The organism is Methylobacter sp. (assembly GCF_030680395.1).
Classification (GTDB): domain Bacteria; phylum Pseudomonadota; class Gammaproteobacteria; order Methylococcales; family Methylomonadaceae; genus Methylobacter_A.
The window spans coordinates 23115-36904 of record NZ_JAUXVR010000010.1; the positions used below are offsets into that span (position 1 = coordinate 23115).

At 47.4% G+C, this 13790-nt stretch carries 14 protein-coding genes; 6 read left to right on the top strand and 8 right to left on the bottom strand.

What is annotated here, in order from left to right; translation table 11 throughout:
• Nucleotides 1-123 precede the first annotated feature (123 nt).
• Together apbC and dcd are read left to right on the top strand one after the other, a co-directional pair.
• Complete coding sequence (apbC, locus tag Q8L79_RS06150; protein ID WP_305269045.1) at nucleotides 124-1215, top strand: iron-sulfur cluster carrier protein ApbC; 1092 nt, start codon at nucleotides 124-126, stop codon at nucleotides 1213-1215.
• A 255-nt stretch (nucleotides 1216-1470) separates the two neighbouring features.
• Complete coding sequence (gene dcd / locus Q8L79_RS06155; protein ID WP_305269047.1) at nucleotides 1471-2037, top strand: dCTP deaminase; 567 nt, start codon at nucleotides 1471-1473, stop codon at nucleotides 2035-2037.
• 87 nt (nucleotides 2038-2124) lie between these two features.
• Here the strand turns inward: dcd and Q8L79_RS06160 are convergent, their stop codons facing one another.
• Entirely contained in the window at nucleotides 2125-2382 is a 258-nt protein-coding gene (locus Q8L79_RS06160) for a YcgL domain-containing protein (protein WP_305269048.1), read from the bottom strand.
• 94 nt (nucleotides 2383-2476) lie between these two features.
• Here Q8L79_RS06160 and Q8L79_RS06165 point away from each other — a divergent pair, with 94 nt between their 5' ends.
• Nucleotides 2477-3082 carry a CPBP family intramembrane glutamic endopeptidase gene (locus Q8L79_RS06165; RefSeq protein ID WP_305269051.1) on the top strand — a complete coding sequence of 202 codons (606 nt, stop codon included), beginning with the start codon at nucleotides 2477-2479 and terminating at the stop codon, nucleotides 3080-3082.
• 9 nt (nucleotides 3083-3091) lie between these two features.
• On the opposite strand, the gene Q8L79_RS06170 is transcribed toward Q8L79_RS06165, so the two are convergent.
• Genes Q8L79_RS06170 through Q8L79_RS06180 form a run of 3 tightly spaced genes read right to left on the bottom strand, consistent with a single transcriptional unit; the run spans nucleotide 3092 to nucleotide 4727 of the window.
• Nucleotides 3092-3373, bottom strand: coding sequence for a YkgJ family cysteine cluster protein (locus tag Q8L79_RS06170; RefSeq protein ID WP_305269054.1), 282 nt, complete (start codon nucleotides 3371-3373; stop codon nucleotides 3092-3094).
• Nucleotides 3370-3783, bottom strand: a complete 414-nt coding sequence (locus Q8L79_RS06175; RefSeq protein ID WP_305269056.1) for a hypothetical protein — start codon at nucleotides 3781-3783, stop codon at nucleotides 3370-3372. Before Q8L79_RS06175 ends, Q8L79_RS06170 begins: the two co-directional genes overlap by 4 nt.
• A 14-nt stretch (nucleotides 3784-3797) precedes the next feature.
• Nucleotides 3798-4727: a hypothetical protein gene (locus Q8L79_RS06180; protein ID WP_305269059.1), complete on the bottom strand. Its 930-nt coding sequence runs from the start codon at nucleotides 4725-4727 to the stop codon at nucleotides 3798-3800.
• A gap of 188 nt (nucleotides 4728-4915) precedes the next feature.
• Here Q8L79_RS06180 and Q8L79_RS06185 point away from each other — a divergent pair, with 188 nt between their 5' ends.
• On the top strand, nucleotides 4916-5863 hold the full coding sequence (locus Q8L79_RS06185) for a DnaJ C-terminal domain-containing protein (protein WP_305269061.1): 948 nt from the start codon (nucleotides 4916-4918) through the stop codon (nucleotides 5861-5863).
• A 5-nt stretch (nucleotides 5864-5868) separates the two neighbouring features.
• Nucleotides 5869-6186, top strand: a complete 318-nt coding sequence (locus tag Q8L79_RS06190) for a chaperone modulator CbpM (RefSeq protein WP_305269063.1) — start codon at nucleotides 5869-5871, stop codon at nucleotides 6184-6186.
• Nucleotides 6187-6327: 141 nt separating this feature from the next.
• Here the strand turns inward: Q8L79_RS06190 and Q8L79_RS06195 are convergent, their stop codons facing one another.
• Together Q8L79_RS06195 and Q8L79_RS06200 are read right to left on the bottom strand one after the other, a co-directional pair.
• A complete protein-coding gene (locus Q8L79_RS06195) occupies nucleotides 6328-7860 on the bottom strand; it encodes a hypothetical protein (RefSeq protein WP_305269066.1) in 1533 nt (510 codons plus the stop codon).
• Between the two features lie 123 nt (nucleotides 7861-7983).
• Nucleotides 7984-9477: an OprO/OprP family phosphate-selective porin gene (locus tag Q8L79_RS06200; protein ID WP_305269069.1), complete on the bottom strand. Its 1494-nt coding sequence runs from the start codon at nucleotides 9475-9477 to the stop codon at nucleotides 7984-7986.
• An 801-nt stretch (nucleotides 9478-10278) separates the two neighbouring features.
• On the opposite strand from Q8L79_RS06200, the gene Q8L79_RS06205 reads away from it, so the two are divergent.
• The gene (locus Q8L79_RS06205) at nucleotides 10279-11571 is read left to right on the top strand and encodes a lipopolysaccharide biosynthesis protein (RefSeq protein ID WP_305269072.1); all 1293 of its coding nucleotides are present in this window, start codon (nucleotides 10279-10281) and stop codon (nucleotides 11569-11571) included.
• 81 nt (nucleotides 11572-11652) lie between these two features.
• Here Q8L79_RS06205 and Q8L79_RS06210 read toward each other — a convergent pair whose 3' ends face one another.
• Together Q8L79_RS06210 and Q8L79_RS06215 are read right to left on the bottom strand one after the other, a co-directional pair.
• The gene (locus tag Q8L79_RS06210; RefSeq protein WP_305269075.1) at nucleotides 11653-13026 is read right to left on the bottom strand and encodes a sensor histidine kinase N-terminal domain-containing protein; all 1374 of its coding nucleotides are present in this window, start codon (nucleotides 13024-13026) and stop codon (nucleotides 11653-11655) included.
• Nucleotides 13019-13693 (bottom strand): response regulator transcription factor, encoded by a 675-nt coding sequence (locus tag Q8L79_RS06215; RefSeq protein WP_305269078.1) that lies wholly within the window; start codon nucleotides 13691-13693, stop codon nucleotides 13019-13021. The genes Q8L79_RS06210 and Q8L79_RS06215 overlap by 8 nt, the downstream gene beginning before the upstream one ends.
• Between the last annotated feature and the right edge of the window lie 97 nt (nucleotides 13694-13790).

The window sequence follows — 13790 nt, forward strand, 5'->3', positions numbered from 1 at the left end:
CCTGTGATTATCAGCCATCTAAAAAGTGCAATATAGCAGGGGAGCCGGTAAAATGTTTTTATCTTGAGCTAAATGCTTGGTTATTGATCAGGCGCATTTTATTGACAACTATGGAGCATGGACATGGCAAGCATCGAAAAAACTGATGTAGAAGACCTTCTGCAAACATTTATCGACCCCAATAATGGAACCGATCTGGTTTCGGCAAAATCGGTTAAAGCCATTGTTATAGAGGGTAACAACGTCAGCGTTAAACTGGAATTGGGCTATCCTGCCAAGAGCTATATCCCCGAACTCAAAGCCGCAGTTGAAGAGCATTTAAAAACATTGGCGGGCATCGGCGATATCAGCGTTGAAGTCAGCGTAAAAATCCTTTCCCATGCCGTACAACAGGCGTTAAAACCGCTGCCCAACATCAAAAACATTATCGCCGTGGCATCCGGCAAAGGCGGTGTCGGCAAATCGACGACGGCAGTCAATCTGGCTCTGGCTCTGGCCGCAGAAGGCGCTAATGTGGGCATTCTGGATGCGGACATTTACGGACCCAGTATTCCTACGATGTTGGGACTCTATGGTTATCCTGAAAGTAAAGACAATAAAACCATGATGCCTAAAGTCGCTTACGGCGTGCAGACTATTTCTATCGGCTATCTGGTAGAAGCCGGTCAAGCCATGATCTGGCGCGGCCCGATGGTCACCACCGCTTTACAGCAATTGCTTAAAGACACCAACTGGGACAACCTGGATTATCTGGTTGTCGATTTACCGCCCGGTACCGGCGATATTCAACTCACCCTGTCGCAACAGATTCCGGTCAGCGGCGCGATTATCGTCACTACGCCGCAGGATATTGCGCTGATTGACGCCCAGCGCGGCTTAGGCATGTTCGAGAAAGTCAACGTGCCGGTACTGGGCCTGGTTGAAAATATGAGCATGCATATTTGCAGCAACTGCGGCCATGAAGAGGCTATTTTCGGCGCAGGCGGCGGGCTTGCGATGGCTGAGCGCAACAGGATTGAGTTTCTTGGCTCCCTGCCTCTGGATATTAACATCCGCCAATTTGCAGATTCCGGCAGACCAACTGTCGTTGCCGACCCCGACGGGCGGCCTGCGCAAATTTACAAACAAATTGCTCGCAAAGCAGCGGCCAGACTGGCGTTAAAGGCTAGGGATTTCACTACAAAATTCCCCAAGATCGTCGTGCAGAATACGTAATATAAAAAGCTTTTCACCACGAAGGCACGAAGGACACGAAGTTTTATTTTTTTCTTCGTGTCCTTCGTGCCTCGGCAATTGCTCCTGCATTGCTCTACCTCCTGCATCCATGCAGTCGTTCGTGGTGAATAAAAAACTTTTAACCTGGATGTTTACTTAACTTCCGCGCTTAACTCTTGCTCCGCCTGTGGATGAGAAGTTACTCGGTTCTGTGTTAAAATCCGCCTTTTTAAATCAATCAGGTAGTAATACTCCATGAGCATTAAGTCGGACAAGTGGATACGCCGCATGGCGGAACAACAGGGCATGATCGAGCCGTTTGAAAGCGGCCAGGTCAGGGATTCGGAACGCGGCCGGGTCATTTCCTACGGTACATCCAGTTACGGCTATGATGTCCGGTGTTCAGACGAATTCAAGATTTTCACCAATATCAACTCCGCCATCGTCGATCCCAAAGACTTCGATTCGAACAGTTTTGTCGATGTTAAATCCGATGTCTGCATTATTCCGCCTAACTCATTTGCCTTGGCCAGAACGGTTGAATTCTTCCGTATTCCCCGCGACGTCTTGACGATTTGCCTTGGCAAATCCACCTATGCAAGATGCGGCATTATTGTGAATGTAACGCCTTTAGAGCCCGAATGGGAAGGTCATGTGACGCTGGAGTTTTCCAATACCACAACGCTGCCCGCAAAAATCTATGCCAATGAAGGCGTTGCGCAGATGCTGTTTTTCGGCGGCGATGAAATTTGCGAAACCTCTTACAAAGACCGGGGCGGCAAGTATCAGGGGCAGACCGGCGTTACCTTGCCGAAAGCGTAAGCAGCAGGTTTAATAATTCACCACGAAGACACGAAGAAAATTCAAGGTAAAAAACTTCGTGTCTTCGTGGTTTAAGTTTTTATAAACTTACTGTATTTTCAATGGCGCAGGCAAATTGGTCGGCGGCAGCTGCACAAAAAAACCTTTCACCTTCAGGCTGTCAATCACTTTTTCGACATCTTCTTTGGCCAGTTTGCGCTCCGGCGTCAATTCCAAATCCATCACAAATTCCATTTTGCCAAAGCTGTTGAAAAGCGCTTCCGGTACCTTTGAAAAATCGTCTTTTTTATCGATATACAGATAAAGATGTTCTTTTTTCAGGCTTTTATAAATAAAACACAGCATAAGGTCAGTCGCAGTAGTGAATCAAAACGGCTATTTTAACCATTTTTGATTAGAATGTGGTTTTCTTACTGCGCTGACTGCACCCATAAAACCCATGGATAAATCTTCGTTCAACCCCGACGATTTTTTTAAAAAGGCCTGTTCTTTTGAAGCGACGCTGATTCCGGTTGCGATAGCGTTAGGCTGGCTCGCCAACATCAATCCTTTTGCTTACCTGCATTTTTCAGAAACCGCCATCGCTTACGGCGTAATAGGGGCTATACCTTTATTTTTATTGCTGTTAAGCCTGGAGCAGATGCGGATAGAATCGGTAATCAAGATTAAAAACCTGCTGTTTGAAACCTTAGGCCCCAGCTTGCAGCGTTATCACTGGGCTGATTTATTGATGCTGGCATCGATTGCAGGGCTTTCCGAAGAGCTGCTGTTTCGCGGCGTTATCCAGCCCTGGATAGAATCGTCCTGGGGAATGACCGCCGGCCTGATCGGCAGCAATATTATTTTTGGACTGGCTCATGCCGTGACCCCGCTTTATGCGGTGCTGGCAGCTTTAGTGGGGATTTATTTAAGCCTGGCGATGGATTATAGCGGCGACAGGAATTTATTAATTCCCATAGTGATTCACGGCTTGTACGATTTTCTGATCTCTATTGCCTTAATACGAGCCTATCGAGCCAATCAATTAACTAATTCAAAAGAGTAGCAAAATATATTATTTTGTTTCCTTGTTAATACAATTCTTTAAAAGCTCTTCACAGGCTTTTTGATTGACTGTTACAAATTCAGACCAAACAAAACTATTTTTATAGTGTTTGTCATACATTATTCGGACATTACAAACTTCAGGGCGGTTTTCATAAATGGTGCAAGTATTGTGTGTATCATCAAAATACTTGCACACGCCATCCCCTCTATCTAGCCAATCGGTCAGTGTTGATAGGCGTATAGATTTACAACACGCGCCACAGCTATTACAGGGGAAAACTTCATTCATATTTCAATCATTGTTACGTTGGGATTGTGATAATTGGCGATTAATTCTTTGGCTGCTGTTAAAGGTGATTGTTTAGTAATATCTACGATAGCACCAATAGTTAATGCAATCACTTCGGTATTACCCGATTCTAAGCCTTTGTCTAAGCGATCAAACATTTCTTGAATGGTATAAGCTCGTTCGGCAAAGGTTTTTTCTAGGTAAAGTTTTAAAATAGCTGAGTTTTCTTCGATAGCTTTGACGTTTATATCGCGATAAGCTCTTATATCTTCTCGTTTAGTTTGTTCTTGTTCAGAAATAATCGAGCATTCTTTCCATGCGTTCACTAAATTATTAAATGCTAGAACAGCTGGATTAGATATGGGAAGCGGTGATTTAGGTATTTTAGTAATCACTTTTTTAATATCCATAGAAGCCCCTTGCGTTAAATTTCTAAGTAACCCGAAATTTTGGCTTTTATATTTTTCGACGCACCGCCATCTTGTTCCATGATAGCGGTATCCAATACGCTTTTAAGTCCTTTAGCCACAATTATCATTTGATTGAACGCTTGGCTATTACTATCGTCATGTACTTTGATGGCATCAAAGCGTTTTGCCATTTGACTTAAGACATTACTCACTTCTCTTGCATTAGCTTGCAGAGCTAACAGTACAATTTCCATTTTATCTATTTCAGCAATGGCAATATCTACTTCTGCTCTGTATTTATGCGCTTGGGTTAATGCTTCTTCGGCTTTACTTGCCAACATAAAACCGCCAACCGCAAGCGCGGGACCGAGAACAATGCCACCTAAGGCAAGTGCACCACCCGCCATACCGAAACCACCCGCGCTTAATGCACCACCGCCCAGCCATGCTAGTGTGGCATTGGTCGCGGCTACACCACTTAACCCAGCGATTGCCGTGCCTGTTGACGCGCTGGCTAACAATCCTACACTACCGTAAGCCCCCCATGCTGCAAGCGCACCTGTTACCGCACCCGTACCTAGACCTTTTTCTATTTCTAACGATGTTAAAACCAGCCGTTCCATCTCTTTTAATTCGTCAGGGCTGATGCTTACATCAAAATCCTTTAGTTTAGAAGAGGCTTGTTTAGATTTTTTGATGACAGTAATGAGGTGATTAATTTGATTTTTGAAAATCGACACTTTAACCTTACCCAGTGCTTCAAACTCCGAATTAGTCTTATCACGGGAACTTTGTAAGCTAGATTCAGTGTTTTCATAGCGGCTACGCGCTGATTCGCCAATAGATTTAGCTTCATCAAAATCGTTTTTTGCGCCAATACCTTTTACAACCCCTGTACCTGCAAGTAGAGCTGCTGCGCCCCACAAAATAAATGGTAAAGCCATGATTTTTCCTTGTCTAGTTAAAAAACATCAGTTGATTTTTCAAAAATATACTTAAGTTGAACTTAAAACTCAAGTTTTTAATTGTCACAAAGAGTAGTATTAAAAACATACTGTGATATTCAACGCAAAAGTGCATTCACCCACTACCCCCACTTCCCATTCAATTGCAAGCGGCCAGACAATTCAACATGCAATATAAAGATTACTACAAGATCATGGGGCTCTCCAGAAACTCCACTCAGGACGAAATTAAGCGCGCCTATCGTAAGCTGGCGCGCAAGTACCATCCCGATGTCAGCAAGGAACGGGATGCCGAAGCAAAATTCAAGGAACTGGGAGAGGCCTACGAAGTGCTTAAGGACCCGCAAAAAAGAGCCGCTTACGATAGATTGGGCACCAACTGGAAAGCCGGTGAAGATTTCAGGCCGCCACCAAACTGGGATGAAGGCTTCGAATTCAAAGGCGGCGGTTTTGCCGGTGGCGACGCCGGCGCTTTTAGCGATTTCTTTGAGCAATTGTTCGGACGCGCCGGATTTCGTCCATCCGGTCACGAACCGCACCAATTCCATGCACGAGGACAGGATACCCATGCAAAAATATATGTTGATCTGGAAGACAGCGTCCGGGGTACGACGCGCAATATTTCCCTGAGTGCGCCGGAAATGGATGCGCAAGGCCATGTACAGGTTAAGCATAGAAGCCTGAATATCAAAATTCCCAAAGGCGTAAAACCCGGACAACACATCCGGCTGTCAGGTCAGGGCGATCCCGGCTCAGGCGGCGGAAAATCCGGTGATCTGCTGCTTGAAATAGCCTTTAACGCCCACTCGCTGTACCGGGTTTCCGAAACCGACATTTATCTGGATCTGCCGGTCACGCCGTGGGAAGCCGCGTTAGGCGCAAAAATCAAAGTACCCACGCCGGAAGGAAATATTGACCTGAAAATACCGCCCAATTCCCGGCAGGGCAGCAAACTGCGCTTAAAAGGACGCGGCTTACCGGCCAAAACACCGGGTGATTTTTTTGTAGTACTGCAAATCGCCCTGCCGCCTGCAAGCACCGAACGCGCCAAAGCGATCTACCGGACCATGCAACAGGAACTTGATTTTAACCCGCGCCTATCTCTGGGAGTATAAAACCGATGAGTTCACATGACTTATTGCCAGTGCATACCGGAACAGTCATTGAAGACGATAGCCTGACCCTGGAGCAATTGTGCCATGCTTGCGGCGTCCATGCAGACTGGGTTATCAGCCTGGTCGAAGAAAGCATTATCGAGCCGCAAGGGGATGAAATACATGTATGGCGCTTTTCAGGAGCAAGCCTGGTACGGGTACGCTCTGCGCTAAGATTACAGCGCGATCTGGGCGTAAATCTGGCCGGTATCGCGCTGGCGCTGGATTTGATGGAAGAACTTGAAAACTTGCGTACCCAACTAAAAGTAAGGGGGCATGATTGAGAATATCGGAGTTATAGATAGTCAGTCGAGACCTTGGCACCGCAAACTTCTGGATTATGCGGTGCCTGCTTTAACGCCTTTTCAGTTAAAAACTCTTTCCTAATCCAGCTTGTTTCAAAAAGCACATTACATAAACAAGAGCTACTGGTATTCACTGCCTTGCCGAACGATTTTAAAACACTCAACGGTTCCGCTCATTTCATTGGCCGTAAGCAGATAATGCTCGCCGTTCACGACAAAATGAGCCATTCCTTCCGGCGATTTGTCTTCATCGCCGCCGATCTTGCCCAGAGCAACCACTTTAGGATGAAAGGGATCGGCCAGGGAAATCAACTCAACCGAACCGGCTCTTTCCATGCCGACGGCAACATACGGTATGCCGTCCAGTTCCAGGGGAACCAGCATTTCCGGTTCCGAGCCTTTTTTGCCGCTGCGCCGCTCCGGGTAGACTTTATTGGCGAATGCAACCTCATCGAGCTGGCTGCCGGTGTCGCCCAGCAAAGTACCTGTCGCCGCATCGAAAACGCTGACCGAACGCCCGCCGCTGGTCGGCTGGTTGTCCGCTGGAAGAGCATTATCCGAGTCGGTATCGCCCTCATCGGCAGTCACGAAATAACGCCCGTTGGCTACCGTGGTTATCCCGTCGGGTTCGCGCAGCCCCGTCATCGATTGGTCGAATTTCACCCAGCCGTCGTAACGGGCGTCGGTTTTATGCTGGCTCGCTCCCAACCCGTAATAGCCGATGACCTGTTCACTGACTAAATCGACAACCGCGACCGCATCGTCTTCCTGCAAGGTTACATAGGCTTTCTTTGCATCCGGCGAAATGGCGATATATTCCGGCTCTAATAAGGCTGGGGAATGGGTTTTTATCGGGATCAATATTTTCTGCTCGCCTTTGGTTTCCGTGCCGAACACATCCTGCCCTTCAAAGCATCCCAAGTAAATTTTTTTCTTTTCAATCTTGCCGTTACCGTCGAAATCCATGCTTTTGCTGATAATGCCGTCGCCATTCCAGTCGATTTCTCGTTCCATAAACCGGCCTTCCCTGCTGATCACAAAGCCTTCATAATTGATCGCGTTAGCCAGCTCCAGATTTTTGTGGCTCACAATATGCCCGGATTGACTCAAACGAACCATGGAAATACTGCCTTCCGGGGTAAAAAATTGCTTGCTTGACGGCTCAAACAAAAAATCCTCCCCTTCATTGGCGATCATGGCAAGGTTGCCGTCTTCGGAAAAAACCACTGCATCAGGCCCAAAGCCAACCACGATACGATCGATCAATGCCCCCGTTGTTGCCGAACGAATCTCCAGCCTGCCGGGGCGGTTACCGACATCGATAACTGCCGCAAACAGATCCAAGTCAGGATGAAACGCAACCGAGGTCAGCTCTTCGCCCTTGCTTAGTTTAAGATTGAACCGCTCTTTTCTGTGCATGTGCTGAGGTTGGCTGACATCCAGTACATCAACCTCGCCCGTTGCGAAGTTGCTGAGTACCGCCCGCAACGTGGATTGCTGCACACTGACGATTTCCGTGCCTTTGTCATAACCCGAGTCATAGAGACTGACCGGCTCTATTCCCCAATGACCGGTAGCGGACGGGGCAGGCGCCAATGCGCAACCGGCCAGCCATAAAACCGGTAAAAATTTAATGATGTGACTAACTTTCAAAACTAACCTCATTTGATGACAGGTTTTTAATACGCTCATCATATATGAATTTTCGACAATAAAAAAAGCCGCACTGGAAATCCAGCGCGGCTTTGAATGCTAATAAAAAACTATAGCTGGGTTTTAGAACGCCAATTGTCCGCGCAGCATAAAGACATCCAGATTATCAGGCTTTCCACCTGTGACTGTAGTCACTTGTGGATTCTTAACTTCCAACACTTTATTGTAATCTGCCATGAAGCGGATATTGTTGTTTACATACCAGTTAAGCGCAACAGTCAAGTTGCTCATCCGTCCGCCGTTAATAGAACCACTGTTTAAATCAGCTTCCGCATAACGTGTCGCCAGTTCCCATGCGCCCCATCCGCCATTTTTAAAGCTGAAATTCTTGTTGGGTTCAACTTTATAGAATTTGCCTGTCTTATACTTGCGCGATTCGCCGGTTATTGTCCATGATGCTTCGCCATACCACCCATCAAACTCCACATTAGCCGAGTTTCTTTCTCGATCCAGCCATGTGTGGGTATACTCACCACCCAAGGTGAAAGGCCCGTACATACCGTTAGCTTCCAGCCCCACCATTTTGATGTTGTTAATGCCAGTGATAGCGTGCGTATCAAGCACCTTCAGGTTAGACATATGAGAGGTTTCATATGAATAACTCAGAGCTTTATCATTGACTGAATCTGCAGCGTTCGGAGCCCGGTAATTACCGGCAACGCCTAAGTGAATCAGCTTGGTTTTTTCGTTAATCGGCGCAACAGTCCAACGGGAGTTAATCCCCCAGCCTTCATCCGCTGTAGTGTTTGAAGTATTAGCAGTGACTGTATCCCCATAAATGCCGACTTGCCCAGTCCAGTCTTTGTTGAGCGTTGCAACATTAAGACCGATGGCGCGATCTACGGTCGGTTCGTTAAGCACATTCATTAACGAACGTTCCATAAACATCATATCGTTAGAACTTTCCTGCAACTCGCGACTGAATGCCTGCTTTTGCGATCCAAACGTGATCGCTAAAGGAAGGGATGCAACCTTTAAGCCGTTATATTGCACAAACATGTCCTTGATTGCGACTAGGTTGTCGGCGAAATCAACCTGGCTTTTAAACTCCCAGTCTTTATAGAAAGTGCCTAAAAACTCCAAACGTCCGCGACGGATTTCGGTGCCGTCATTGGCTTCAACATGGGTTCTTGTGCCTCTGGCAACAAGACTATCATCGTTGCTGTATGAGGCGTCGGCATGAATACGACCGCCCAATCTGAAATTGAAGTTTTTATCCGCTGTTTCAAACTGTATGCCTTTTTCATTCAGCTTGAGATTCACTGATTTCGGCCCAGTTGATTCTTCTTTGTGCTCTTGTAATGCTTTGATTGCATTATCTTTTAATGCCAAGTCTTCACGAATGGCTTTAATTTCCGCTGTGTCTAATTTCTCGGCTGTTTTCGCTGGAGCACCTTGAACCTTCTCGAAAGAACCCATCAGTTCCCGGCCACGGCCCGGTTCCGCATAAATCTGCTTGGTTTTGGTATCTACATAAAGATCCATGGCAAAAGCGCCGGATGTTGCGCTCGCACCTAAAACGGTAGCGATTGCCAATGTAAGTTTAGATATTTTCATGTTTTGCTCTGGTTGTTGTCGAAAAGGTCCGGGCAAGAATAAGAAAATAAAATGACAGCTTAATGACAGCTTTATTACAGTTTCATGACAGCGCAACAAAAGCGATACACGGTTGCGGATCTACAAAGAATTTAAGACATCGTTAGATCTTGGCGAAATTTTCAATAAAATCCAGCAGGTTACCGATTATCTTTTTAGCAACAAAAATACCGCATAATTGATCAAAGCCTGAGGTATCCCCACGAATTTCCCAAGCTCGTCGTTCCGGCAGGGACAGATATTTGCTCCTGCAATATCTGCATTCCCCACATCCCTGTGGGTTATGCCGGAATTCAGTGCCATGCCTGTCCTGAGCGTAGTCGAAGGGGATGGTAACTTTGGTGACTTTCCGGGTGCTTAATAAAAGCGAGTGGTATTTTAAAGTTTCACATCCTTGTGACTGGATACTGGCATCCCTGCCGGCATGACGACTTTTCGGCTATGTTGTATATATTGAATGCGCAAAATATCAAAACCTGTTGTTTTATAAACTTATTTTATGAGGATACCTCCGGATCAAAGTATATTTTGACCGCCAAAAACCACAGATACCGACGTTCAAAGCTTGCTTTGCCTGAATAAATGAGAACCGTGAACACACCACTATAGATGCAGACAAAAAGATAAAACACCCAAAGCAGATGCTTTGCGACCCGCCACTATCTCCATCCTTGAGAAAATTTATCCGATATTGTCATCATATTGCACAGTCTGTTGCTTTATACTCAAGCCCACTAAAACAATCAATTTAACGGATTTATATTGAACCCCGGCTTTTCCGTTCATCCCAATAACTTCAGTTCCCTGATGCTGTTTAGCTTAAGCCTGAGCAATTATGCGCTGATGTATTGGGCGAATATTTTTCTGGCCAGACATCTTACTATCGGGGCTTTCGGTGATTACAGCGTGGCAATATCCATCGTCACTTTGCTATCGACGCTGGCAACATTAGGCCTCGAAAAATACGCCCTGCGTCTGGTTTCCCTGTATATCGAGCGCGAAAACTGGCCGCGTCTGCGTGGCTTCTGGCTGTTTTCGTTGCGCACGATCATACTGTTCAGTATTTTGCTGATGGGTTTGCTCAGCTTGGGGCTGGGCGCCTTTTTGCCCTTGCATAAGACCGATTATCACGCAGTAACTATTGTCTACTCGGGCTTTCTGCCCGTGATTGCGCTTTGCCTGTTTTTGGTTGAAGTCATTACCGTCTACGGTGTGCGGATTCTGGCTTTTGCTTTATATCGCTTTTTTCTGCCTGCGGTATTTTTGCTGCTGATTACCGGTTTACACAATTTTCAATTTGAGCTGACAGCTGTTTCGGCGGTGCTGTGTTTTGGTATAGCCTGGTGTTTGACGCTGATACTAATGATAATCACGGCGCGAATGGCCAGTCCAAGAGCACTCAGACAGGCAGAAGCCAACTCAAAAGGCCGACGCTGGTGGCTGATAAATTCGCTGCCGTTGTTGATCAGCAGTGTGATGATGACCGTACTCACCAGCGCAGGCATTATCATCCTGGAAGTGTTGCACCCGTCCCAAGCGGTGGTCGGAACTTACGCTGTTGCCATGAAAACATCGGCCTTGATTTCGCTGATCGGCACATCGACCAATCGCTATTATCTGCCTATGCTGGTGGTTTTGCTGGAGCGCAAAGACCAACGCGGCATCAAAGCCCTACTCGATAAACGCATGCGCTTGATCGCGGGCTTTATCGCAGTTTTTCTGAGTATTATCGGCGTTTGGGGGCAAGAAATACTCGACCTGTTCGGCTCCGATTTTTCCCAAGGTTACCAAGCCTTATTCATCACCGCGACCGGAGCCGCTTTTAGCACCCTGTTTTCCGACTCGCCCTACTATCTGCAATTCATGGGCCGCAATCGCGTGGTCGTCAGCTTAATGTCATTGGCTGCGATCAGCATGATAGGCTTGAGCTATATGTTGGGCTCCTACTACGGTGCAACCGGCGTTGCATTGGCTTACGCCATGCCGACCATGCTGCTATTTGTCAGCCTGAAATGGCTAGCCAATCGGCATATGCGTAATTTGTTCGGCAAATAACGCGCCACTGGAAACGGGTATTATTTTTCAGCGCGTACCCAGGCTATCTAAAGTATAAACTCAACTCGGCCGGGTTTATGTTCACGTCTCCTTAAAAATAAGGTTAATCCGGGTTCCGCCTGTCGCACTGGCGCGGTTTAACTCAAGCCGCGCTTTATGCAGATCGGCAATCTCATTGACGATTGCCAACCCCAGCCCGCAACCGTCGCCGGGGCTGCCGGGGATACGGTAAAACCGTTCGAAAACCTTGCCCGTTTCAAGCTCGGGTATGCCGGGTCCATCATCTTCGACGATCAGACAGGGCGACGGCTGACTCTCGACTTTGACTACAATATTGCCCTGGTCATGACCGTAACAGATGGCGTTATCCAGCAAGTTAGCCAGCAGTTCCCGCAACAGAACCTCGTCGCCGCGCACGTATAGCGCCTGCTTCGAGCCTTCAAAGCTAAGCTCCATGTGCCGCTGCAATGCTTTAGGCACCCAGTCCATGCAGGTTTCCCTGGCAAGTTTGCACAAATCGACCGGCCGTAACTCATAATCGCCATCGATGGGTTCCGATCTGGCTAAAATCAATAATTGCGTGGTCAGGTGCGACATACGATCGGCGCAACCTTGAATATGCATCAGGGCGGGTTTCATAGCGGGCAAATCTTGTTCACGCTGCGCACGTTCAACTTGCAACTTCAAGCCCGCCAACGGGGTGCGCAATTGATGCGCGGCATTGGCAATAAAACGTTGCTGGGTAGCGATGGCCAACTCCAGACGCGCCAATAAATCATTGATAGTATTGGTCAGTGCCCGCACTTCCAAAAAAACATGTTGTTCAGGAATGGGCCGCAAATCGCGTGACGAACGCTGAGCAATTTCATCGGCCAATACATGCAACGGTTGCAAACCGCGTTTTACTCCCGCTACCAGGTAAATACCCGCCAGAAAAACCAGCGCCATCTGCGGTACAAGGTCGGCCAGCAAAATATCCAACATCATGTTTCGTCGTTTATTCAAGGTCTCCGCAACGTGGACAAAAACCTTTTCCGTGGTGTGCTCGGGCGCAATGAGCATAGACACGACCCTGACCGGTTCGCCATACATTTCGTCGTTAAAATAGACGGGCCGCGTCCAATCGGTTTCCACGTCGAACGGCTCGGGAACGAATTTATCGCCCGTTATCATGCCTTTTTGTTCCGAGATGATTTTAAAATAGGTTTTGTCCGACTCATCCCATTTAAAAATCTCCAAAGCGGCGGGCGGCAATTCCACAACCACCTCGCCTTTATGCACCTTGATTTCCTGGGTTAATGACCGCGCGGAATCGAGTAACCAGCGATCGTAAGCGACATTGACATGGTGCAAGGTAACAAAATAGGACAGCACCGACTCGATGCTTATAAAAAAAATCAACGGAATGGCTAATCGTAAAAGAATTTCCGTTTTGAGGCTGCGCTGTTTATTCATCGTCTGCCCGCTCCAGTAAATAACCCAGTCCGCGCACCGTTCTGATCACCGCGCCATAGGGTTCGATACGTTTGCGCAACCTGTGCACGTAAATTTCAACGGCATTATCGGTCAGCGCGTCGCCGTCAACAGCCAGACGCTGGGCAATGCGGTCTTTGCTGACGACTTTTCCGGCCTGAATCAGCAATATTTCCAATACGCCGTATTCCCGCGCCGACAGGTTAATGGTCTGTCCGTCGACCAAAACCTGATGATTATGGGTATCCAGCGCCAGGCGCCCGATCACAATATCGTTATTAAAGCCGCCGTAACAACGCCGAATCAGCGCGTGAACCCGGGCTTCCAATTCTCTCAGCTCAAAGGGTTTGGTCATGTAGTCGTCAGCGCCCTGTTCAATACCGTTAATCCTGTCGTTGACACCGTCACGCGCCGTCAAAATTAAAATCGGCAACGGAATTTTCCGGCTGCGAAGTTTGCGCAACAATTCCAGTCCATCCATATCCGGCAGTCCCAAATCCAATACGACCAAATCGAAGCCTTGCGCCAGCAGCAACTGTTCGGCGTATGTGCCGGTGGTGGCGGATGTCACCGAATAACCGCTGCCGCTCAAGGTGTGAGTCAAACCATCGGCCAGAACGGCGTCGTCTTCTATCAATAAAATGTTCATGTCTCAGGGTGCTGCGAAAGGTTCTTGAAAGGTTAAGGGACTAGGATAACAACGTATTCAATGGTTGCCGACCAAAGACTCACTGCCGTTAAAGTTA